The organism is Marivirga harenae (assembly GCF_030534335.1).
In the GTDB taxonomy this organism is placed as follows: Bacteria; Bacteroidota; Bacteroidia; order Cytophagales; family Cyclobacteriaceae; genus Marivirga; species Marivirga harenae.
On the sequence record NZ_CP130565.1, the window covers coordinates 445,400 to 466,866 of the forward strand.

20 protein-coding genes are annotated in these 21,467 nt (G+C 37.5%); 2 read left to right on the forward strand and 18 right to left on the reverse strand.

The window, feature by feature from the left end; translation table 11 throughout:
* Positions 1-199 precede the first annotated feature (199 nt).
* The 9 genes from ilvC to Q3Y49_RS01985 form a co-directional block, all read right to left on the reverse strand.
* A complete protein-coding gene (gene ilvC, locus Q3Y49_RS01945; protein WP_303270534.1) occupies positions 200-1,246 on the reverse strand; it encodes a ketol-acid reductoisomerase in 1,047 nt (348 codons plus the stop codon).
* Positions 1,247-1,493: 247 nt separating this feature from the next.
* Positions 1,494-2,027: an acetolactate synthase small subunit gene (gene ilvN / locus Q3Y49_RS01950; protein WP_303270535.1), complete on the reverse strand. Its 534-nt coding sequence runs from the start codon at positions 2,025-2,027 to the stop codon at positions 1,494-1,496.
* 102 nt (positions 2,028-2,129) lie between these two features.
* Positions 2,130-3,857, reverse strand: a complete 1,728-nt coding sequence (gene ilvB, locus Q3Y49_RS01955) for a biosynthetic-type acetolactate synthase large subunit (protein ID WP_303270536.1) — start codon at positions 3,855-3,857, stop codon at positions 2,130-2,132.
* Between the two features lies 1 nt (position 3,858).
* Complete coding sequence (gene ilvD, locus Q3Y49_RS01960) at positions 3,859-5,538, reverse strand: dihydroxy-acid dehydratase (protein WP_303270537.1); 1,680 nt, start codon at positions 5,536-5,538, stop codon at positions 3,859-3,861.
* Complete coding sequence (locus tag Q3Y49_RS01965) at positions 5,538-6,428, reverse strand: branched-chain amino acid transaminase (RefSeq protein ID WP_303270538.1); 891 nt, start codon at positions 6,426-6,428, stop codon at positions 5,538-5,540. Before Q3Y49_RS01965 ends, ilvD begins: the two co-directional genes overlap by 1 nt.
* A 255-nt stretch (positions 6,429-6,683) precedes the next feature.
* Positions 6,684-7,766, reverse strand: a complete 1,083-nt coding sequence (gene leuB, locus Q3Y49_RS01970; protein ID WP_303270539.1) for a 3-isopropylmalate dehydrogenase — start codon at positions 7,764-7,766, stop codon at positions 6,684-6,686.
* A 13-nt stretch (positions 7,767-7,779) separates the two neighbouring features.
* Positions 7,780-8,367, reverse strand: a complete 588-nt coding sequence (gene leuD, locus Q3Y49_RS01975; protein WP_303270540.1) for a 3-isopropylmalate dehydratase small subunit — start codon at positions 8,365-8,367, stop codon at positions 7,780-7,782.
* A gap of 6 nt (positions 8,368-8,373) precedes the next feature.
* Positions 8,374-9,777, reverse strand: coding sequence for a 3-isopropylmalate dehydratase large subunit (leuC, locus tag Q3Y49_RS01980; protein WP_303270541.1), 1,404 nt, complete (start codon positions 9,775-9,777; stop codon positions 8,374-8,376).
* A 15-nt stretch (positions 9,778-9,792) separates the two neighbouring features.
* The gene (locus Q3Y49_RS01985; RefSeq protein WP_303270542.1) at positions 9,793-10,953 is read right to left on the reverse strand and encodes a 2-isopropylmalate synthase; all 1,161 of its coding nucleotides are present in this window, start codon (positions 10,951-10,953) and stop codon (positions 9,793-9,795) included.
* Between the two features lie 160 nt (positions 10,954-11,113).
* Here Q3Y49_RS01985 and Q3Y49_RS01990 point away from each other — a divergent pair, with 160 nt between their 5' ends.
* Positions 11,114-12,652 (forward strand): hypothetical protein, encoded by a 1,539-nt coding sequence (locus Q3Y49_RS01990; protein WP_303270543.1) that lies wholly within the window; start codon positions 11,114-11,116, stop codon positions 12,650-12,652.
* A 349-nt stretch (positions 12,653-13,001) separates the two neighbouring features.
* Here the strand turns inward: Q3Y49_RS01990 and Q3Y49_RS01995 are convergent, their stop codons facing one another.
* The 3 genes from Q3Y49_RS01995 to hemN all read right to left on the reverse strand — a co-directional run bounded on the left by Q3Y49_RS01995 (position 13,002) and on the right by hemN (position 15,321).
* A complete protein-coding gene (locus Q3Y49_RS01995) occupies positions 13,002-13,208 on the reverse strand; it encodes a hypothetical protein (protein ID WP_303270544.1) in 207 nt (68 codons plus the stop codon).
* 31 nt (positions 13,209-13,239) lie between these two features.
* Positions 13,240-13,623 carry a group III truncated hemoglobin gene (locus Q3Y49_RS02000; protein WP_303270545.1) on the reverse strand — a complete coding sequence of 128 codons (384 nt, stop codon included), beginning with the start codon at positions 13,621-13,623 and terminating at the stop codon, positions 13,240-13,242.
* 345 nt (positions 13,624-13,968) lie between these two features.
* Positions 13,969-15,321, reverse strand: a complete 1,353-nt coding sequence (gene hemN / locus Q3Y49_RS02005) for an oxygen-independent coproporphyrinogen III oxidase (protein ID WP_303270546.1) — start codon at positions 15,319-15,321, stop codon at positions 13,969-13,971.
* Between the two features lie 199 nt (positions 15,322-15,520).
* On the opposite strand from hemN, the gene Q3Y49_RS02010 reads away from it, so the two are divergent.
* Positions 15,521-16,237 carry a YebC/PmpR family DNA-binding transcriptional regulator gene (locus Q3Y49_RS02010; protein WP_303270547.1) on the forward strand — a complete coding sequence of 239 codons (717 nt, stop codon included), beginning with the start codon at positions 15,521-15,523 and terminating at the stop codon, positions 16,235-16,237.
* 368 nt (positions 16,238-16,605) lie between these two features.
* Here Q3Y49_RS02010 and Q3Y49_RS02015 read toward each other — a convergent pair whose 3' ends face one another.
* From Q3Y49_RS02015 to Q3Y49_RS02040, 6 genes are all read right to left on the reverse strand, one after another.
* Positions 16,606-16,806 carry a hypothetical protein gene (locus Q3Y49_RS02015; protein ID WP_303270548.1) on the reverse strand — a complete coding sequence of 67 codons (201 nt, stop codon included), beginning with the start codon at positions 16,804-16,806 and terminating at the stop codon, positions 16,606-16,608.
* A 105-nt stretch (positions 16,807-16,911) separates the two neighbouring features.
* A complete protein-coding gene (locus tag Q3Y49_RS02020; RefSeq protein ID WP_303270549.1) occupies positions 16,912-17,295 on the reverse strand; it encodes a DUF983 domain-containing protein in 384 nt (127 codons plus the stop codon).
* 88 nt (positions 17,296-17,383) lie between these two features.
* A complete protein-coding gene (locus Q3Y49_RS02025) occupies positions 17,384-18,229 on the reverse strand; it encodes a hypothetical protein (RefSeq protein WP_303270551.1) in 846 nt (281 codons plus the stop codon).
* Positions 18,230-18,429: 200 nt separating this feature from the next.
* A complete protein-coding gene (locus tag Q3Y49_RS02030) occupies positions 18,430-19,941 on the reverse strand; it encodes an NADP-dependent isocitrate dehydrogenase (protein WP_303270552.1) in 1,512 nt (503 codons plus the stop codon).
* Positions 19,942-20,117: 176 nt separating this feature from the next.
* A complete protein-coding gene (locus tag Q3Y49_RS02035; RefSeq protein ID WP_303270553.1) occupies positions 20,118-20,357 on the reverse strand; it encodes a hypothetical protein in 240 nt (79 codons plus the stop codon).
* A gap of 141 nt (positions 20,358-20,498) precedes the next feature.
* Complete coding sequence (locus Q3Y49_RS02040) at positions 20,499-21,461, reverse strand: SDR family oxidoreductase (protein ID WP_303270554.1); 963 nt, start codon at positions 21,459-21,461, stop codon at positions 20,499-20,501.
* Positions 21,462-21,467 lie beyond the last annotated feature (6 nt).

Here is a 21,467-nt window from a genome sequence, read left to right on the forward strand (position 1 = left end):
CAACCACAAAAGAGGCAAAAGAAAACAATAGGTTTTTCGCTTAAAGCGAAAAAAATCGACAAAGTAATTCCCTTAACTTTATAGCATTATAGTCATCCCGATAGGGACATCCAGGTTCATTTTTATTCTTTAAGGCAATGTTCACTAAAATAATTAATGCCACTGATAGCCAACGACCTAAAATAAATTATTAAATATTTTATGCATTTTCAGGTCTTAGCTTTCGGACTGCAGCACCGGCTTGCCACATTTCAGAATTTTTCAATTCATCCAATTCCCTTTCTAACTCCACTCTGTAATCAGGTTTTTCATTGGCGGTGATGGTCAATTTTGCTTCATTCCCTGTCTCAACCGAATCATATAATTCTTCAAAAACAGGCTTTACAGCATCTCTGAATTTTTTCCACCAATCTAATGCACCACGTTGCGCTGTTGTGGAGCAATTGGCGTACATCCAATCCATTCCGTTTTCAGCCACCAAAGGATATAAAGATTGTGTAGCTTCTTCTACTGTTTCATTGAAAGCTTCTGACGGTGAATGCCCTTTTTTGCGCAATAAATCATATTGCGCAGCAAATAATCCTTGAATTGCTCCCATCAAACTTCCTCTCTCTCCAGTTAAATCACTGTAAACTTCCTTTTGGAAATTTGTTTGAAATAAATAACCTGAGCCTACGCCTATTCCTAAGGCCACACATCTTTCCCAGGCTTTCCCGGTAGAGTCCTGATGAATCGCAAAGCTGGAATTCAAACCTCTTCCCTCTACAAATAATCTTCTTAAGCTGGTACCTGATCCTTTAGGGGCCACTAAGATAACATCTACATCTTTCGGTGGTATTATCCCTGTTTGATCTTTATAAGTCACACCAAAACCGTGAGAGAAGTAGAGTGCTTTGCCTGGGCTCAGATGCTTTTTCACCATCTCCCATTGTGCAATTTGGCCTGCATCGGATAATAAATACTGCAGAATAGTCCCCTTTTCAGCAGCTTCTTCCAGCTCAAAAAGCGTTTTACCTGGTTCCCAGCCGTCAGCAACTGCCTTGTCCCAGCTCTTTGAACCTTTTCGTTGCCCTACAATTACATTGAATCCATTATCCTTCAAATTCAATGCTTGACCTGGGCCTTGAACTCCATACCCAAGGACGGCAATCGTTTCATCTTTCAATACTTCCTGTGCTTTCTCTAAAGGAAATTCTTGTCGCGTTACGACCTCTTCTTCTACTGTTCCAAATTTTAGTTTTGCCATTTTTATTAGATTTTAGAGTCTAGATTATAGAACCTAGACGGGTTTATTATTTAATTCTGTTTGTTACTTTTCTTCGCTAAGTTGACAGTCGACAATAATAGGCCAGAGGCCTATTCAGTTGACAAAAGGTTGTAATCAAGCTCACCAGTTTGCTATCACTTTTTGTCAACTGTCTATTGTCAATTTTCTACTTATTGCTGATCTTCGGTACTGACCTAATTATTAATTCGTAATTACTAATTATTAATTACAGTCGAGAGGCTTCCTCCACTTCTGTGAAGTATTCCTGAAATTCTTTCATTGGTTTAGAAATGGAAATCCTGCCTGAGCGAACAAATTCCAGAATGCCATGAGGCTTTAATTGCTCAAAAAGCTCTTGCGTTTCCTCTTTGAAGCCTGTCTTTTCAATAATGGTAAAATCAGGCTCTACTGCTAATAATCTAGCATGATGCTTTCGAACAATATATTCCACCTCTTTAGTCTGAGATAATAACTTAGTCGGCATCTTGTATAGCGCCATTTCTTGATATACTATGCCATCATTTTTATGGTAAAAAGCTTTAAAAACATCCACTTGCTTTTCAATTTGTTTTACAATTTTTTTGATTTGATCTTCCGTTGAACTCACCACTAATGTATAGCGATGAATATCCTTCACTTCACTTTCAGAAGCTGTAATACTCTCAATATTGATATGTCTACGAGTGAAAATAGTGGTTACCCTGTGCAGAATACCTATCAGGTTCTCTGTATAAATTGATATGGTGAACTGTTCTTTCATAATTTAGATTTTTAGATACTAGGTTCTAGAATCTAGACAACGAAGTCTGAATTTCAGATTTTTATTTCTAGGTTCTAGGTTCTTGTTTCTAGGTTCTTTATTTCATTCCAGTCTAATCTCTGAAACTGACGCCCCAGTTGGAATCATAGGGAAAATATTATTTTCCTTCCCTACCATTACTTCCAATAGGCAGCTTCCCTCATGAGATAAAAAACTATGAATACTGTCTTCCAATTTCTCTCTTTCTGTTACTTTTTCCGATTCAATTCCATAGCCTTTTGCTATCATTTGGAAATCGGGATTGACCATATCCACAGAGGAGTAGCGCTTTTCAAAAAACATATCTTGCCATTGCCTTACCATTCCCAGATATTCATTATTCAATAATAGAATTTTAACATCCACTTTGGTTTCGAAAATCACGCCCAACTCCTGTATGGTCATTTGAAAACCACCATCTCCAATCACGGCAATTACTTGACGGTGTGGAGCCGCAAATTTTGCCCCAATGGCTGCCGGAAGTGCAAAACCCATAGTGCCCAATCCGCCTGAAGTAACATTGCTTTTCCAATTAGCATACTCATAATAGCGCTGAGCTACCATCTGATGCTGTCCTACATCGGTCACAATAATCGCATTACCTCTTGAAATATGGGAAATATGCTTAATCACTTCACCCATACTCATTGGCTCATCTGCTCGAGGATTTAATTCATCTTTAATTACTTTTTCATCCTCTTGTGCATTGAGTTCATTAAATCTTGCTAGCCATTGATCATGTTGGTTCTCATTAACTTTGTCCAAAAGTGCTTTTAATGACTCCTTGCAGTTCCCCAAAACAGGTACATCTGCCTCCACATTTTTATTAATTTCAGCTGGATCGATTTCTAAATGAATGACCTTGGCTTGCTTTGCATATCTACTTACATCACCCGTAACTCTGTCGTCAAAGCGCATTCCCACTGCAATCAATACATCACATTCATTGGTCAGAATATTGGGAGCGTAATTTCCGTGCATTCCCAGCATACCTACATTTAATGGATGAGAAGTCGGCAACGCAGATAAGCCCATGATAGTCCAGGCTGCAGGAATGCCTGTTTTTTCTACAAAATCTTCAAACTCCTTTTTTGCATTAGATAAAAGGACTCCATGTCCGAAAAGAATCAATGGCTTCCTAGCAGAATTGATCAGTGCAGCTGCTTGATCTAATGCCTCTTCGTTTAATTTAGGATTGGGCACATAGCTCCTTATTTGATCGCAAGTTTCATAGTTCTCAAACTCCGCTTTTTCAAACTGAGCATCTTTAGTGATATCTACCAAAACAGGCCCAGGTTTTCCACTTCGGGCAATGTAAAATGCTTTTGCTACAGCAGCAGGTATATCCTTAGCTTTAGTCACCTGAATATTCCATTTGGTAACCGCCATAGATATACTTACAATATCGGTTTCCTGAAAAGCATCAGAACCTATCATTTTGCCAGGGACTTGTCCTGTTATGCAAACCAAAGGCGTAGAATCCAACTGCGCATCGGCCAAGCCTGTGATTAAATTGGTGGCTCCCGGCCCGGAAGTAGCCAAACAAACCCCTACTTTACCCGAAACTCTTGCAAAACCTTGAGCAGCATGGGTAGCCCCTTGTTCATGACGAGTCATGATATGTTTTATCTTTTCTTTTTGGTCAAATAAAGCATCATAAACAGGCATAATGGCACCACCGGGATAGCCGAAAAGTGTTTCTACTCCTTCACGGATAAGGCAATTCACCAATGCCGCTGCACCGCTCATGCTTATTTTGGTTTTTTGTGATTTCGTGGCTACTATTTTCATATTATAAATCGGTTATACATCCCAAAGATGCTGATGATACCAGCTTGGAATATTTCTTCAAGCTCCCGCTAAGTTTTCTGGCCGGCTTTTCTGGATTGCCTCTTAAACGTCCAGCCCATTCATTTTCATCTATCAAAACACTGATGGAGTTTTCTATCGCATCAATTCTAATGCGGTCTCCATCTTCTACAAAAGCTAGTGGTCCATCGTCAAAGGCCTCAGGGCTGATATGTCCTACCACAAAACCATGAGTTCCTCCCGAGAATCTACCGTCTGTAATGAGTGCTACTTTATTTCCTAAGCCTGCTCCCATAATGGCGGCTGTTGGTTTTAGCATTTCTGGCATACCAGGTCCACCTTTCGGGCCCTCATAGCGGATTACCACTACATCGCCTTCTTGTATTTCTCCATTAGCTATTCCTGCATTAGCTAAAAATTCTCCATCGTAAACTCTTGCGTTTCCTTCAAAAATCTCACCTTCCTTTCCTGTAATCTTAGCTACAGCTCCTTCAGGTGCTAAATTACCTTTCAAAATCCTGAGGTGGCCTGAGCTTTTGATAGGATTTTTCACTGAATGAATGATGTCTTGCTGCTCTCCTAAACCTTGAACATCTTTATAATTTTCAGCTAAAGTTTTACCTGTTATAGTCATGCAATCTCCGTGAAGAAGCCCTTCCTCCAACATCATTTTCATCACTGCAGGAATCCCACCACTTTTATGAAGATCTTCCATCAGGTATTTACCAGAAGGCTTCAAATCCGCCAGATAAGGGGTTTCTAAACTGATTTGAGCGAAATCTTCCAATGTTAAATCGATTTCAAAAGCATTGGCAACAGCCAACAAATGTAATACCGCATTGGTCGATCCGCCCAAAACTGTAATCAACCGTATGGCATTTTCAAATGACTTTTTGGTGACTATATCTCTTGGCTTTAAATCATTTTCAATTAATTTTTTAATCGCTAAACCAGCGTCTGCACATTCCATCTTCTTCTCTTCACTTTGAGCAGGATTTGATGCTCCATATGGCAAGCATAGTCCTAAAGCTTCAATAGCTGAAGCCATGGTATTGGCCGTGTACATGCCTCCACAAGCTCCAGGGCCCGGACAGGCATTAGCTACTACTCCTTTAAAGTCTTCTTCAGAAATAGTATTGGCTTGTTTCTTACCCAATGCTTCAAAAGCAGAAACTACATCCAGTTTTTCGCCATTATGACAACCAGGCGCAATAGTTCCTCCATAAATAATCAGTGAAGGCCGATTCAATCTACCCATAGCAATTAATGCTCCGGGCATATTTTTATCACAACCCGTGATGGCAATCATAGCATCATAAGCTTGTGCATTCACTACCGTTTCCATGGAATCAGCTATGATGTCTCTGGAGGGCAAAGAATAACGCATGCCGTTAGTGCCCATAGAAATACCATCGCTAACCCCAATTGTATTGAAAATCAGTCCGACCCAGTCGTAAGATTTTATGCTCTTTTTGACCTCCACCGCCAAATCATTCAAATGCATATTGCATGGATTGCCTTCAAAACCAGTGCTAGCAATGCCAATTTGCGGCTTCTCCAAATCTTCATCAGATAAACCAATGGCATGCAACATGGCTTGAGCTGCAGGTTGGGTAGGGTCCTGCGTTACAGCTTTACTGTATGGATTTAATTCTTTTGCCATTATATGATGGTTTGATTTTGTAAATCGTTAAACAATACTTTTTGACGATAAATATGATAGAGACTTTGACCAATAGAATCTTCCCAAGCCAATGGAAAAACTGTATCATTAACTTGCGCTATAGGGGCTATTTCCGCGGCTGTCCCACTAAAAAATGCCGTATCTGCTTCCAGAAGTTGGGATTTAGAAATTGGCTTTTCGGTTACTTTTATGCCATGCTCTTTACACAATTCCAATACAGTTTGACGTGTAATTCCTGGCAAAATAGTCCCTCTGGAAGGCGTGAATAATTCACCATTTTTCTCAATGAAAATATTTGCACCTGAGCCTTCTGATACATGTCCTGAAAAATCCAACAATATGGCCTCATCATATCCTAATTTTTTGGCTTCTGTGGTGGCTAAGATTGAATTGGTATAATGTCCTACCACTTTCGCTTCCACATGCTGTGATGCTGGATGAATACGCTGATAAGATGATATTTTAGCTTTTATCGGATCATGCCCCAAATACTTTTCCCACTTCCATGCACAGATGAACACATGTACTTCATCGGTTGGCTGCAGTGCCATATTAGCTCCCAAGTAAACCAAAGGACGGATATATGCATCTGTCAAATTATTTCTATCCAACAATTCATAAGTTATTGACACCAGTTCCTCCACAGAATAAGGTATTTTGATATGCATTAAATCTGCTGATTTATGCAATCGCTCATAGTGTTCATGGGCTTTGAAAATGTTGAATCCCACATCATTTTTATAAGCGCGAATACCTTCAAACACACCATTTCCATAGTGCAAGGTTTGACCGTACAAACTTGTTTTGGCATCTTCGGCATATTGCCAATCGCCATTATGGAATACCAGAGTTTTATTATTGTAATACATAGCATATGGGTTTATAGATATCTTAATAGTATCAGCTTCTTTAATTCGTAATGTGTACCGAAGCCTGTGTCTTCACAGGCTTTTTCTGGTTTGTGAAGACACAAACCAGGGCAAGTTCTTTATAAAGAAAAAGCCATCCTGTTTGAGCAAGATGGCTTTCTATCTTTTCAATTTAGATAAAAGCTCATCTTGCCATTTTGAAAAAAATGACGCTGATGGTAATAATGACAATATTTATGATTTCGAATTCTCTCATTACGCATTAACTGTTACCAGCTTTTTAATTTGTTTTACCACAAAATCACCTACTTCTTGGGTGCTCTTTGGATTTTCCTTTTGGATGTCTTCAGTAGCATATCCTTCTTCCAGCGATTTAGCAACCGATTCTTTAATAGCATTACTTTCTTCAAACATCTCAAAAGCATATTCCAGCAACATAGCTGCAGACAATATGGCACCCAATGGATTTGCAATTCCTTTTCCTGCTGCTTGCGGATAAGAACCATGAATAGGTTCGAACAAGCTGCTTTTCGTTCCTAAAGAAGCAGATGGTAATAAGCCCAAAGAACCTGAAATAACAGATGCTTCATCGGTAATAATATCTCCGAACATATTTTCTGTTAACACTACATCAAAATCTTTAGGATTCTGAATAATTTTCATGGCTGCGTTGTCCACAAACATAAAGTCTAAATCAACTGATGGATATTGTGTTGCTAGTTCTTTAACTGTTTCCCTCCAAAGACGAGAAGTAGCCAAAACATTAGCTTTATCAACCAATGTGACTTTTTTTCTTCTATTTTCTGCAGCCTTAAAAGCCAAATGCGCAATTCTTTCAATTTCAGTTTTGGAATAAACACAAGAATCGAAAGCAGTATTTCCATCTTCGGAACGTCCTCTTGGCTCACCAAAGTAAATCCCACCCGTTAATTCTCTAAAAACCACGAAGTCAGTTCCTTCAATGATATGTTCTTTCAAAGGAGATATGGGTAATAAGGCATCATAACTACTAACTGGACGGACATTAGCAAAAAGACCTAAGTTTTTGCGCATTTTCAAAAGACCTTGCTCCGGACGCACTTTTGAGTGAGGGTCATCATCATATTTCGGATCACCAATAGCACCAAATAAAATAGCATCCGCTGACTTACAACTCTCTTCCGTTGCTTCCGGAAAAGGACTTCCTGTAGCATCAATTGCTGCAGCTCCAATTAGGGCTTCGCTATATTCAAATTGATGACCAAAAGCTTCTGCTATCGCATCCAGGCTTTTTACTGCCTCAGCTGTCACTTCAGGACCAATTCCGTCTCCGGCTAAAATTGCAATTTTCTTGTTCATGCTTTTACTAATTTTAAGCTATTGATTGCTCGTAAGCTTCAATTTCATTCTTTTTATTCAATAGAAAATCTATATCATCAAAGCCATTTTGTAGGCAATATTTTTTGTAGGAATTGATTTCAAAGCTCTCTGTTAATGATGAACCCACTAAGCTAATTTCTTGCTCATTTAAATCAATTTGCAATTTGGCTTCTGCTCTATTTTTTAGAATTTGAAAGACTTGCGCTAAGAAATCGTCTGTCACTTGAACTGGCAAAAGACCATTATTCAGTGCATTATTTTTAAAAATATCAGCAAAAAAGCTAGATACCACTGCTTTAAATCCATAATCCACTAGTGCCCAAGCTGCATGTTCCCTGCTGGATCCACAACCGAAGTTCCTTCCTGCCACCAGAATTTCCCCTTTATTACCTTCCTGATTCAATACAAATTCAGGATTGGGCGAACCATCTTCTAAATACCGCCAGTCGCGGAAGAGGTTCTCACCGAACCCTTCGCGGCTGACGGATTTCAGGAAACGAGCGGGAATAATCTGGTCGGTATCTACATCCTCAAAAGGAAGCAATACCGCACGACTATTTAATGTGTTGAACTTTTCCATAATCTGTTATGCTTCTATTTTCAATAATTCTCTCACATCCGAAATTTTACCTGAAAGTGCAGCTGCGGCTGCAGTCAGTGGACTAGCCAATAGGGTTCTGGCGCCTTGCCCCTGTCTCCCTTCAAAATTTCTATTCGATGTGCTGACACAATATTTTCCTTTCGGTACTTTATCTTCGTTCATACCTAAGCAAGCAGAGCAACCCGGTTGTCGTAATTCAAAACCTGCCTCCTCTAATATTTTATCTAAACCTTCGGCTCTGGCTTGTTTCTCAACTTGTCTTGAGCCCGGCACTATCATAGCCTGGACATGATCTGCTTTTTTCTTTCCTTTTACTAATTCAGCTACTAAACGCAAATCTTCAATTCTACTGTTGGTGCAGCTTCCGATGAAAACGTAATCCACATGATGACCTAGTAACTGCTTTCCACCTTCCAAATCCATGTATTTCAGTGATTTTTCAAGACCGGAAGTGGTTTTTCCATTTGGAAGTGGAATATCATTGGTGATGCCAATTCCCATTCCTGGATTAGTGCCATAGGTGATCATTGGCTCTATGTCTTCTGCCTTGAAATAATATTCTAGATCAAATTGAGCGTCTTTGTCAGATTTCAATTCTTTCCATTCGGCTACTTTTCTCTTCCATTTTTCACCTTTAGCCGTAAAGGGTTTTGATTTTAGGTACTCAAAAGTAGTTTCATCGGGAGCAATTAGGCCTCCTCTGGCACCCATTTCGATACTCATATTGCAAATCGTCATGCGGGCTTCCATTGATAGTTTTTCAATGGTAGAACCACAAAATTCAATAAAATGACCTGTTCCTCCTGCTGCAGTGAGTTGTGAGATGATATGTAAAACGATATCTTTTGAAACTACCCCGGGATTCAGCTGACCGTCTACTTGAATTTTTAATGTTTTAGGCTTTTTCTGCAGTACGCACTGGGTCGCCATCACTTGTTCTACTTCACTGGTTCCAATTCCGAAGGCTATATTTCCGAAAGCACCATGAGTAGAAGTATGGCTATCTCCGCAAACTATGGTCATGCCCGGCTGAGTTATACCCAATTCAGGGCCTATCACATGCACTATCCCTTGATAGGGATGACCTAAACCGTATAATTCCACCCCGAATTCATCACAATTTTTGATTAATGTTTCCACTTGATGACGGGATAGTGCATCTTTGATAGGTAAATGTTGATTTTCTGTTGGTACATTATGATCTGCAGTTGCAATGGTTTGCTCAGGTCTAAAAACAGGAATGCCCCTTTCTTTCAAACCTGCAAAAGCCTGCGGACTGGTCACTTCATGGATAAAATGCCTATCAATATACAGAACTTGTGGCCCATCCTCCACAGAATGCACCACGTGTTTATCCCAAATTTTATCAAATAATGTTTTTGCTGACATTGCTTTAGCTGAAATTTATTTTACTACCACTTGGTGGTCTTTTACTAAATGTTTTAAATCTTTATCCTCTACTACATTGATGCGATCTGCTAATTCACAAAATTGCTGATAAGTCTCTTCTAATTCTTCCTTTCCTAAATGCACACCCAACTCAATTAATCTGAAATTCAATGCTGCTCTTCCGCTTCTTGCCGTCAGAATGATGCTTGATTTATTGACTCCAACTTCATAAGGGTCTATGATTTCATAATTGTCACGGTTTTTAATTACTCCATCCTGATGAATACCCGAAGAATGAGAAAAGGCATTTGATCCCACTACTGCTTTATTAGCTTGTACAGGCATACACATAGTTTCTGCGACCATCTGACTTATTGGAAACAGCAATTGTGTATTAATCCCAGTATCCAAAGCCAGTTCAGGATGCTTTTTCATGACCATGACGACTTCCTCCAAAGAAGTATTCCCTGCTCTTTCACCAATTCCATTAATAGTACATTCGATTTGACCAGCACCATTTTTGATGGCTGCAATGCTATTAGCTGTTGCCAAGCCCAAGTCATTATGACAATGAGCAGAAATAGTAGCATTTTCAATACCGTGGACATTATCTATCAAGTACTTGATTTTTGCTCCATATTCTTCTGGAAGGCAAAAACCCGTAGTGTCAGGAATATTAACCACTTTTGCTCCAGCTGCTACAGCAACTTCTATTACCTGAGCTAAAAACTCATTAGAAGTTCTTCCAGCATCTTCGGCATAGAATTCGACTTCATCAACAAAAGAACGGGCGTGAGTTACGCATTCGTGCGCCTTCTCTAGCACTTGCTCTCTTGTAAAATTTAGTTTTGTAAATACATGTTGGTCGGAAGTTCCCAAACCTGTATGGATTCGTGGTCGTGTTGCTCCTTCCAAAGCGCGAGCAGCAGTTTCAATATCATTTTTTACAGCACGTGATAATGCGCAAATCGAAGAGTTTTTGATTTCTTTGGCTAAGAGACGAACTGACTCAAAGTCTCCGGGTGAAGATATGGGGAAGCCAGATTCTATAACATCCACTCCTAGTGCCTCTAATTCTTTGGCAATCTTAAGCTTTTGATGCTTAGTTAAGCCACAACCGGGCACCTGTTCACCGTCTCTCAAGGTCGTATCAAAAATTGCTATCCTACGTGCCATAAATGATTATCTGTTTAGTGATTTTATGTTTTTGATGGAACTAAGGTAGGAGGATGCAAAAACTCCTGTAATGCCAATTATTTTTGTAATTACGATTTCTATTGATCACATTTATATGTGAAAAACGCTTTTCATTATTATTTGACAACCTATAATTACGATGGCTAAGCACTCATCTGACTATTTATTTGACCTAATTAAATCTCTCAGCCGGAGTGAAAAGCGATATTTCCGATTGCTTTCCCAGCAGCAGAATGAGTCAAAGTCTAAATACATGCAGCTTTTTGACTTCTTAGATCAAATAGAGAATGCTTCTGATGTAGAAGAAATCACTTTCATAAAAGCTTCCCAGATTTCGAATATGAAGGCGCACTTAACTCAGAAAATATTACAGTCACTGAGGCAGTTTGAGAGTGCGAAAAATACTGAAATCCATATTCGAGAGATGATTGATTATGTTCAGCTACTTTATAACAGAGGGCTTTTCAGGCAAGCCTTTGATATTTTGAGAAAGGCCTACAAAAAAGTAGCTAAAACTGGGAATCTGGAATTGAAACTAGAGCTCTTAAAATGGGAGAAGAACTTGCTCAACCAAAGTGTAGGAAGCCAATACAGCCAATCGGTGCAAAGGGTAATTTCCGAAGTGGAAGATGCCAATAGTAAAATCAATTTGATCAATCAATTCACTAATTTAGCAGTTAAATTGAATGCCATTTATGTAAAAACAGGCTACATCCGTAATGACCAACATTTTCAGGAAATCCAAGGATTGTTTTATAAAGGTTTACCCGATCATAACGAAGCAACTTTATCAATTCATGAAAAGCTGAGTCTATATAGATTATATGTCAATTACTACTACTTCATAGAAGACATGGAGTTGGGTTATCAGTTTGCTTTAAAATGGCTACACCTATATGACCAACATCCCGATCTAAAAAGTAATCAAATGAATGATTATCTGAGTGCTATCAATCAGGTAATGATAGCAGAGTATAAATTATTTCAGTATCAGAACTTCCTCCAATCACGTCAGCGCTTGCACAAGTTAAATGAAGAGATGCAGAAATCGGTCAATGAAAATATTCGAAACAGGCTGATCAAATATGTTTACGTGCATGAATTCAATAGAATATTCATGCTGGGAAAATTCAACTTAGGCGTTAAGCTATTGAAAAAATTGAGCCCTGAATTAGAGGCATTTATTCAGCGTTCAGATGAACACTCTAGGGTAATTCTTTTCTATAAAATTGCCTGTTTATACTTTGGTGACAGTCAATTTCACAAGGCCCTGGAGTGGTTAAACCGAGTTCAGCAAGATGAAAAAACCGATTTGAGAGAAGATATACATTCATTTTCTAGAATCTTAAGTTTGATTGCCCATTATGAACTCGGTAATATGGAGGTAATAGATTACTACATCCGCTCTACTTATCGCTTTCTATTGAAAAAAGGAGAGCTACATCTTTTTCAGAAGTATATATTGAAATTTTTAAGAAAACTAGCTGGTGAATTTAGAGAAGAAGAGCTGATTCCTGAATTTAAAAAACTGCTAAAAAACCTAGAGCCACTTCAAAATATCCGCTATGAAAAAAGATCATTTATCTACTTTGACATTATTGCTTGGTTGGAGAGTAAAATTATGGGGATTAGTGTGCAACAGAGGATACAGGAAAGGGCGAGTCAGAAGATGAGATGATTTATGGCATGAGTATTTTAGTAATTTTAATATTTATTCTTTAAACCATTCTTCCAATCTTTTTTCTTGATAAAAAAGATTCAGAAAATCAAGAAAGTTTAACGCTTCTCCCCTCAAGGCCAACGCTGGCTTGTCTGCACAAGCAGGCCTGCCTGTGGCAGACAGGCCCGCTAAACTTTCCTCCCACCCGCTTTTCCGAGTCCTCGGAAGTGGTCGGATTAATTCTAATCCACTAAATAAGAATACTCCAATATATTCCTTTAAAAATTTCAGTAAAAAATAATCTTGATTATTTTATTTGTGTTCTTTGTGACTTTGTGGTTAAAATCAATCAGCCTTTGGCTGTCAATCATTCAAACTCATAAAAGTGCTTTTCAAAAGTTTTTCCGCTGTGTTCCCCATCTCTCAACACTTTATAAACCATCCAGATCACAGCTACGGGAGATATACTAAAAATAGCCGCTATTAAAGGATAAGGGAAATTAAAAGCTATAGATACTATGTAAAAAAATAGTAGAAAGGTAACGAGGCTTAAAGGAAATATCAATTTTTTCATACTTAAACAACTGATATTCAGCCGTAATTGTTTAAGTCCTTGCCTGCTCCATTTTAAAAAGCATCAATCTACCGATGGTGGAGGCTCGATTTTTGGCTTCTTTTGCAATTTCACCCTCAAATAGCTCATCAACGGTGTCAAACCAAAGTTTTAACCATCTGTCGAAATGCTTTTTCGTCAGAGGCTCCTTCTCATTTAACGCAAAATGCTTATCCATCGGGTTGCGTTTATATTCGGTAGTTCCCAACAAAACGGATGACCAGAAATCGTACATGATCGGCATGTGTTCAGGGACGTTCAGTTTAGCCACATCAGTGAAGATATAACCTATGGTCTCGTCTTTCAATACCTTTTCATAGAAGCTATCGACTAGTAATTGAATGTCTTCTTTTTGGATAATATCTTTTTTTGGCATAGGATCCTTTTTGTGTTTAGACGGACAAAATTGTGTCACAGTTTTTGATATTTTAATAATTTATTCAATGTGAAAACATTCAGTTCTTCCTAGACAAAAAATCCGTGCGTCATCCTCGCGAAGGCGGGAATCTACTGATTTTAATCTTGATTAAAATACCTAAAAAAAAGCCTGAGTCATCTATTTCAGTTACAGATTATAGATTATTATCTTCTTTGACAATACTATTGAAACTTCGTTTCAATAATACATGATCCCTGCCTGCGCAGGGATGAAGCACAGGAGAATGTTTGAATATAAGCAATCCAAGTATCTGCTTTATTCTAACCTCGTATCTAAACAAAATCAAATACTCTGACTAAACTGTGGCTTATCGGACCTTTGTTTCAATTTCGGATCAAAGAGACTGCAAACATTTCTGACAAACAGCATTCCTTTTTCCGTTACTTTTAAGAAATAGTCGTCCACCTCTAATAATCCATCATTTTGCATTTCCTCTAATTCCAATTTAGCGTCTTCCCATAATTCCATAGAAAAATTATTTATGCTAAAATCAGCTTTTCCATTGCAAATCAGTTGATTAATCAGTCTGGCTGAGGTCTTTTCTTCATTGGTTAAATAATGTCCAATAATTAAAGGGAGTTCCTTCTTTAAAACTGCGGTTTGATACCTTTCAACTACTTTCTCATTTTGAACAAATGCTGTACCTGTGCAACTGATAGCTGAGCATCCCAATCCAATCATCATTTGATTTTGATCAGTTGTATAACCCATAAAATTCCGGTTCAAATAACCATCTTCTTTTGCGATTGTCAATTCATCTTCAGGCAAAGCGTAATGATCCATTCCTATATTTATGTACCCCATTTCATTCAGCATAGCCTTTGCTCGAAGATACATCGCTAACTTCTCCTCTGGCTTTGGCAAATCCTCATCTCCATAGCCTCTTTGGGCTTTACTTTTCCACGGCACATGAGCGTAGCTATACAATGCGATTCGCTCAGGTTTAAATTCTTTGACTTTTTCAATATTTTCTTCAATATTTTCTAAAGTCTGAAAAGGCAAACCATAAATTAAATCATAATTGACGGAATCAAAGCCAAGTTCTCTCGCCCATTGAGTACTTTTCCTAACATTTTCAATAGGTTGTATTCGATGGATGGCTTTTTGCACCTTTAAATTAAAGTCCTGCACCCCATATGAAACCCGATCAAATCCCAAATCAGTCAAAGTTTTCAGTTGTTCATAAGTGGTATTATTCGGATGACCTTCAAAACTAAATGCCTTTTGAGGATGTATTTCAGATGTTCCTAAGATCGAAGCTAACAGCCGATGAAGGTTCTTTGAAGAAAAAAATGTTGGCGTTCCACCACCAAGGTGTAAGTTTCGAATTACGGGCTTTTCTTCTATAGCATTAATGTAAGTCTTCCATTCTGATAATAATGACTCAATATACTGTTCCTCTACACTATGGTTTTTAGTGATTCTTTTATTGCATCCACAATAAGTACAAAGGCTTTCACAAAATGGTAAATGAATATAGATACTGAGACTCTTTTCCTGTTGAGAAAAATAGACGCTTTTTACTTCCTTTAACCATTCATCCATATTGGGGCTTTTCAATTTCCAATGTGGAACAGTGGGATAACTTGTATATCTGGGAATGGCTTTGTTGTATTTAGTGCTTAAACTGCTCATGAAATCTCTAATTAATTGACTGTACAAAACTAAAATACAGAGATTTGAGAATTACTGACTTAAGTCATCTAATGAGGTGAAAATTATCAATTTAGAATGCATTATGAGATTTTTATGGATGAACAAGATAAAACTACTTTCAGATTGCGGAATCTTACTGTCTTCTTTATATTTTTGCAGCAAAAGAAATTAGAATAAAATGGGAAGAGCATTTGAATACCGCAGAGCAGCAAAAGAAAAGAGATGGGATAAAATGTCCCGCTTATTTCCAAGATTAGGCAAGACCATTACCATGGCAGCCAAAGAAGGTGGACCTGACCCAGAAATGAATGCCTCTCTGAGAACTGCCATTCAGAATGCCAAAGCCCAGAATATGCCGAAAGACAATATTGAGGCAGCTATTAAAAGGGCTTCAAGTTCTGAAGCGGAAAATTACGTTGAAGTCACTTTTGAAGGAAAAGGCCCGCATGGTGTCCTTATATTCATTGAATGTGCCACTGATAACAACAACAGAACAGTAGCCAACATCAAATCCTACTTTAATAAAGACAAAGTAGGTGCCAATTTGGTCCCGAATGGTTCATTAGAATTCATGTTCTCTAGAACTGCAGTTTTCGAATTTGAAAAAGCAGAAGAGATGGATATAGAAGAATTGGAATTGGAATTGATTGACGCTGGGATGGAAGAAATTGAAGAAAATGATGGTAAACTCTATGTCTATGGAGATTATAAAGAGTTTGGAAATCTATCTAAGAAACTTGAAGAACTCAATATTGACGTCAAAAATGCTTCTTTAAAAAGATTTGCTAATGATTCAGTAGAGTTTGATGAAGAGCAAATGGCCGATATTGAAAAATTGATTGATAAAATTGAGGAGGATGATGACGTGCAAGCTGTTTATACCAATATTGCTTAATTAAAAGTCTTTTTGAACAGAAAGAGCCATTGATTGATTTCATTGGCTCTTTTATTTTGCTTATTGGCTTTTACTTACAAGCGCTTTACTAAGCTGTCCACTTTATATATGATAAAATCAACCGACTCATCCTTTATTTCTTGAACAACTGCTTTCTCAACCTTCATTTCTTTATTATCGATATTGAAACAAGATTGCCCTGAAGCATTTTTAATTTAGCTTTTCCGGTCGACTCTTCAACACTTAATTTTCAGGAATTATAGGAGAGCTTATCAGATGGACTACCGATCTCTATTTTCCCCATACATATAATTCTGCTAAATATTTTCTGGCAACATTTGGGAGGCTACTGGCAGGGATCATTAAAATTATTTATTCACTTTGACCATTTGCTTTCCATCAAGCACTGACAATTCTGGATTACCCTTGATTGATTCAATAATACTATTTTCTTTCCTGGGATATTTTTTGTCTTGAGAAGAGTTTTCCTCAGTGTTTGCGAAAGACCTCGTCCCAATAATCGAGGCTACTATAATTCCAATAAATAGTATTATATCTCTCTTTTTCATCTTTGTCTGTTTATAAATTCTGCACCAATACATTCATTATTGGAGAAAACAAAGAAATGCAAATTATGTTTAACTTATTATGAAAATAAATTAAACAAAAAGAGATTACTCAAATTCGGATCTTTTTTCGGGATCATATTTTACAAAAAGGTTAATGTAGGCCGAACGAGATAAACGGAAAGTCAGAGGTATCATCAATAAGGATAAGGATACAGATAATGTAATAATAAGCCACAGTTGTGCAAATCCTAAGACATTTAAGGCTACGAATACTGTAATAATCAAAGCTACTTGCATGGCATAGCTGATGTACATAGCTCCATCAAAAAAGGAAGGCTCAGACATATACCTTAATCCGCAGTGTGAGCAATGCTTAGGCATTTTCTGGAAATTCTTGATGTCGTAAGTCTTAGACTCAAATAAATCACCCTCATGACATCTAGGGCATTTGTAATTAAATATGCTATATAATTTATTTCCTTTTTTCATCGTAAGTGAGTTCTGGTATAAGTGCTATCAGATTTTGCCAAAGAAAAAAACGATCAGACTTCTATTATTTTTGTAAGCGAAGTATCCATCAAGTATTCAACCATCTCCATAATTTACCTAAAATGGTTTTTGGTTGTGGTTTTTGAACCTCCCTAGTTTGTTCAGTGACTTTCTTCTTCCTCGTAGGTTTAGTTTTTTGTTCTAATTGTTTTGGTTTTAATACTTTCTCTTTGTAAAACTGCTCTCTTTTTCTCTTCTTTTCCCTTTCAATCCTTTCTCGTTTTCGCGCATCTTTTTGCTCCTCTTTTTTCCTTATTTCAGCAGGGCTTAATTCTCGCTTTTGGTTTCTTCTAGGTTTTCTTTGTCGCGATGGTTGGCTAAAAGACTTTTTCTTTCTATCCTGAGTTTCTTCACTTTGCTCAGTTTGTGCCTTTCGTTTTGGTTCAGGCAAATCAATTTTACCAATTACATTTAACCCCTTCAGTTCCACTTTAGGAGCTTTTATAATTAACTCTTCATCCGAGTGTTCAGCTTGATCTTCTAACAGTTCTCCTACTGTTTTAAATGCCTTTTTCTTTTCTTTCTGGATCTCAGCTGGGACTTCCTCAATATTTTGAATTTCCACTGAAGATTTTTCAGCATTTTTTTCAGAGACCTCTTCTTCCGGTTCAGAGTCAGCTGGTTCAGCTATTTTGTCTTCCTTTTCATCAACCTCATCTTTCTCTTCTGTTCTTATTGTATCTTCAACTTCCGCTATGACTTCGTTCTCAGCTTCTTCTTCCTCAATTTCAAAATGTCTGTAAAGTAATTTTACTGCATTTTCATCCAATTTTGTATTTGAATCCTTCTCGATCACTATCCCTCTAATTTCAAGGAAATCGACTATGTCGTCTGTAGTAATAGAAAGTTTTCTCGCTGCCTGGGCAAGTCTCATGGTTATTATTGGTTATTAGCTGGTTAGTTGCAAATATATCATTTTAACAGGATATATGAATATTTTATCAACTATTAAAAATTATATCTTGAATACTCTAAAGTGAATAATCAAAACACGAAACTATTGGAAGGATAATCGATTTGGATTAATAATTGAACAGTAAATAGCGGAGGTCTATTGATACCTCCGCCAATAATTTATTCTCCTTGACCCAGTGAGAACCCTAGTGCACCATCGAAGGTATATAGGTTTTCTGTTTTGATGATGTCGTATCCTTTCTCATTAAGTTTACTCATCAATGCCAATACTTCTTTATATTCAATGGTCTTATAGTCAGGTTTCCCCTCAGCAACAGTTGCATTTTTTGAAATAAACCTGCATCGCCAATGATCTGTACAGAAGGTAGAATCCATTCCACCCGGATAAACTTTTACTCCTCTATTAGTTACCATTTTTAGCTTTAAGAAATCTTTTGAGTTTTCTGTCAACAGCTCTCCAAATTTATTGGCATTTCTATCTCTATGATCTATAAAAATATCTACACCCACCAATTTCTTTTCTTTTGGGGCATGAGATTTTTCTTGGATATTGATTCTAAAATCTTCTCCTTCTTTAACTTCAATTTTCTTGAATTGAGAAGGCACTTGTCCTAGTCTTTCAATTACGGCATCTGCAAACTCCATGGTACCCACTTTTTGCTTGCTATGACCTTCTTTGTAGATTTCTCCGGTGTGAATTCCATCTTCCAAGGTTGTCAACCAAGCATTATGAATAAGGGCTGCTTTTTCCACCTCTCCAAAATATTGCAACATTTGAATAGCACCGTGCAATAATCCAGATGGATTGGCTATTTTCTTTCCAGCGATATCAGGTGCAGAACCATGAATAGCTTCAAACATAGCGTAATCTTTACCGATATTAGATGATCCAGCCAATCCTACTGAACCAGAAATTTCTGCTGTTACATCAGAAACGATATCTCCATATAAATTCAGCGTTACAATCACATCGTAATCCTCTGGACGATTAGCAATTCTAGCAGTAGCGATATCGATAATTTGACTTTCTGCCTGAATATCAGGGTACTCCTTAGCCACTTCCTTGAAAACACTGTGGAATAATCCATCAGTCACTTTCATGATATTATCCTTAACTAAGCAAGTAACTTTCTTTCGATTATATTTTTTAGCATATTCAAATGCGTATCGACAAATTTTTTCTGAGCCTGGTCTAGATATTAATTTCAGACATTGAGCCACTTCATCAGTTTGTTGGTGCTCTATTCCCGCATATAAATCCTCCTCATTTTCTCGAACAACTACCAAATCCATTACCGGATGCTTACTTTCTACTATCGGATGATAGGAAACTGCAGGACGAACATTCGAAAATAAACCTAAAGATTTTCTGATAGTAACATTCAAGCTTTTATAACCAGAACCTTGTGGTGTGGTGATAGGAGCTTTTAAGATTACTTTCTTTTTATGGATTGCCTCCCAAGCACTTTCAGGAATCCCGGAAGTATTGCCCGACAAATAAGCCTGCTCACCAATTTCGATATGATCTGCATCAAGACTTACATTTGCCGCTGTTAAAATCTTTAAAGTGGCGTCCATTATTTCTGGACCAATTCCATCTCCTTTTGCAACTACTACTGGAAGTGATTTGGTAGCTTTTTTTAAATAATCTGCATTAACAGAATCTTTCATGACTGGATTTTTATGTTTTCTATATTAATATTTCCGATTGAAGGGTATTTATTCTAATGAGGATATACACGGTATAATTGTATTATAGTTGATATAGCCTTTAAATTTGATGCAAAAATAATGCACAAGGCTTTGGAATCAAAGCCGTTGTAAGTTTTAAACTGAAGTAATAATAATCAGGACGAAAATTCAGGTTCAGGCTTATCTTTTGGCAAGCATACTCCAGGGGGCAAATCCAAGACCGGGTCATCGTCATTCTCGTTGGAGCCACCTCCTCCACCTCCATCTTCGTCATCGGAGTTGTTGCCACTTTTTAAAACCCATCTGATGAAATAAGATACCAAAAAAGCACAACTTGCCACCAAGATGATGTAGTCAGGATTTTCGATGATATATTGAATGAAAGTCTCCAGCATCTAGTCTAATACAATTATTTAGCAAAAAGCATTCAAAAGTTAATCAATTTATCATCAAAATGTTAAATGATTGAGTGAGAAATTTTGAAAAGGCGCTGATTATATACTGGAAAATATAATTAGGCGGTTGTAACCGTCAAATCAAAATCCCATCTTCTCATACCAAGTATATACTTTTCCCAGCCCTTCTTTAAACCTAACTTGTGGTTTATAGCCTAAAAGAGATTCAATTTTAGTGATGTCTGCTTTAGAGTGCTTAACATCTCCCGGTCTTTCTGGGCCATACTTGGGCTTCAGATTTTTCCCACTTAAATCCTGTAAAAGCCCAATCATATCATTCAAGCTCATCTGATCTCCACAAGCTACATTATAAATTTGATTAAGGGCTTCCTTATTTTCTGAGAAAAGTGCTAAATCATTAGCATGAACCGCATTTTCTACAAAAGTAAAATCTCTACTGGTTTCACCATCCCCGTTAATAGTGGGCTCATTTCCATGAATAAATGCTTTACAAAAAATAGGAATCACTGCAGCATACGGATTGTCTGGGTTTTGTCTTGGTCCGAAGATATTGAAGTAACGAAGTCCAACATAATTTAAACCATAGGTCTTTTGAAAAACTTCGGCATACAATTCTACTGCATATTTGGTGACTGCATAGGGACTCAAAGGATTCCCAATTATATCTTCTTTCTTAGGTAAATTTGGACTGTCTCCGTAAGTGCTAGAAGAGCAAGCTAACACCACCCTGTCAATTTTATTTTGTACAGCTGCGTGCAAAATATTCACCGTACCATCGATATTTACTTTGGTACTTTGCATCGGGTTTTCGATGGAACGAGGAACGGAACCTAAAGCAGCTTGATGACTAATTAAATCAAAGCCCTTGGTTAACTCCAACATTTTTTCATAGTTGCAAATATCTTCTTCGAAAAACTCAAATCTGGGATGGTTTTCAAATTCTTTAATATTGCTGTAGTATCCATTCGAGAGATTATCAATCACTCTTACGGTCTCTACTCTATCGTCATTCAAATATTTTTCTACCAAATTGGAGCCAATAAATCCTGCTCCTCCTGTAATGATGATTTTCTTTTTCGACATTATGAA

Coding starts and splice junctions, on each gene's coding strand:
- Q3Y49_RS02035 (WP_303270553.1), bottom strand. CDS start 20,357: ATGCTGGAGACTTTCATTCAATATATCATCGAAAATCCTGACTACATC.
- Q3Y49_RS02015 (WP_303270548.1), bottom strand. CDS start 16,806: ATGAAAAAGAGAGATATAATACTATTTATTGGAATTATAGTAGCCTCG.
- Q3Y49_RS02000 (WP_303270545.1), bottom strand. CDS start 13,623: ATGCCAAAAAAAGATATTATCCAAAAAGAAGACATTCAATTACTAGTC.
- hemN (WP_303270546.1), bottom strand. CDS start 15,321: ATGAGCAGTTTAAGCACTAAATACAACAAAGCCATTCCCAGATATACA.
- Q3Y49_RS02030 (WP_303270552.1), bottom strand. CDS start 19,941: ATGAAAGATTCTGTTAATGCAGATTATTTAAAAAAAGCTACCAAATCA.
- Q3Y49_RS02040 (WP_303270554.1), bottom strand. CDS start 21,461: ATGTCGAAAAAGAAAATCATCATTACAGGAGGAGCAGGATTTATTGGC.
- Q3Y49_RS02010 (WP_303270547.1), top strand. CDS start 15,521: ATGGGAAGAGCATTTGAATACCGCAGAGCAGCAAAAGAAAAGAGATGG.
- leuC (WP_303270541.1), bottom strand. CDS start 9,777: ATGTCAGCAAAAACATTATTTGATAAAATTTGGGATAAACACGTGGTG.
- ilvN (WP_303270535.1), bottom strand. CDS start 2,027: ATGAAAGAACAGTTCACCATATCAATTTATACAGAGAACCTGATAGGT.
- ilvC (WP_303270534.1), bottom strand. CDS start 1,246: ATGGCAAAACTAAAATTTGGAACAGTAGAAGAAGAGGTCGTAACGCGA.
- Q3Y49_RS01995 (WP_303270544.1), bottom strand. CDS start 13,208: ATGAAAAAATTGATATTTCCTTTAAGCCTCGTTACCTTTCTACTATTT.
- leuB (WP_303270539.1), bottom strand. CDS start 7,766: ATGAACAAGAAAATTGCAATTTTAGCCGGAGACGGAATTGGTCCTGAA.
- leuD (WP_303270540.1), bottom strand. CDS start 8,367: ATGGAAAAGTTCAACACATTAAATAGTCGTGCGGTATTGCTTCCTTTT.
- ilvD (WP_303270537.1), bottom strand. CDS start 5,538: ATGGCAAAAGAATTAAATCCATACAGTAAAGCTGTAACGCAGGACCCT.
- ilvB (WP_303270536.1), bottom strand. CDS start 3,857: ATGAAAATAGTAGCCACGAAATCACAAAAAACCAAAATAAGCATGAGC.
- Q3Y49_RS02020 (WP_303270549.1), bottom strand. CDS start 17,295: ATGAAAAAAGGAAATAAATTATATAGCATATTTAATTACAAATGCCCT.
- Q3Y49_RS01965 (WP_303270538.1), bottom strand. CDS start 6,428: ATGTATTACAATAATAAAACTCTGGTATTCCATAATGGCGATTGGCAA.
- Q3Y49_RS01985 (WP_303270542.1), bottom strand. CDS start 10,953: ATGGCACGTAGGATAGCAATTTTTGATACGACCTTGAGAGACGGTGAA.
- Q3Y49_RS01990 (WP_303270543.1), top strand. CDS start 11,114: ATGGCTAAGCACTCATCTGACTATTTATTTGACCTAATTAAATCTCTC.
- Q3Y49_RS02025 (WP_303270551.1), bottom strand. CDS start 18,229: ATGAGACTTGCCCAGGCAGCGAGAAAACTTTCTATTACTACAGACGAC.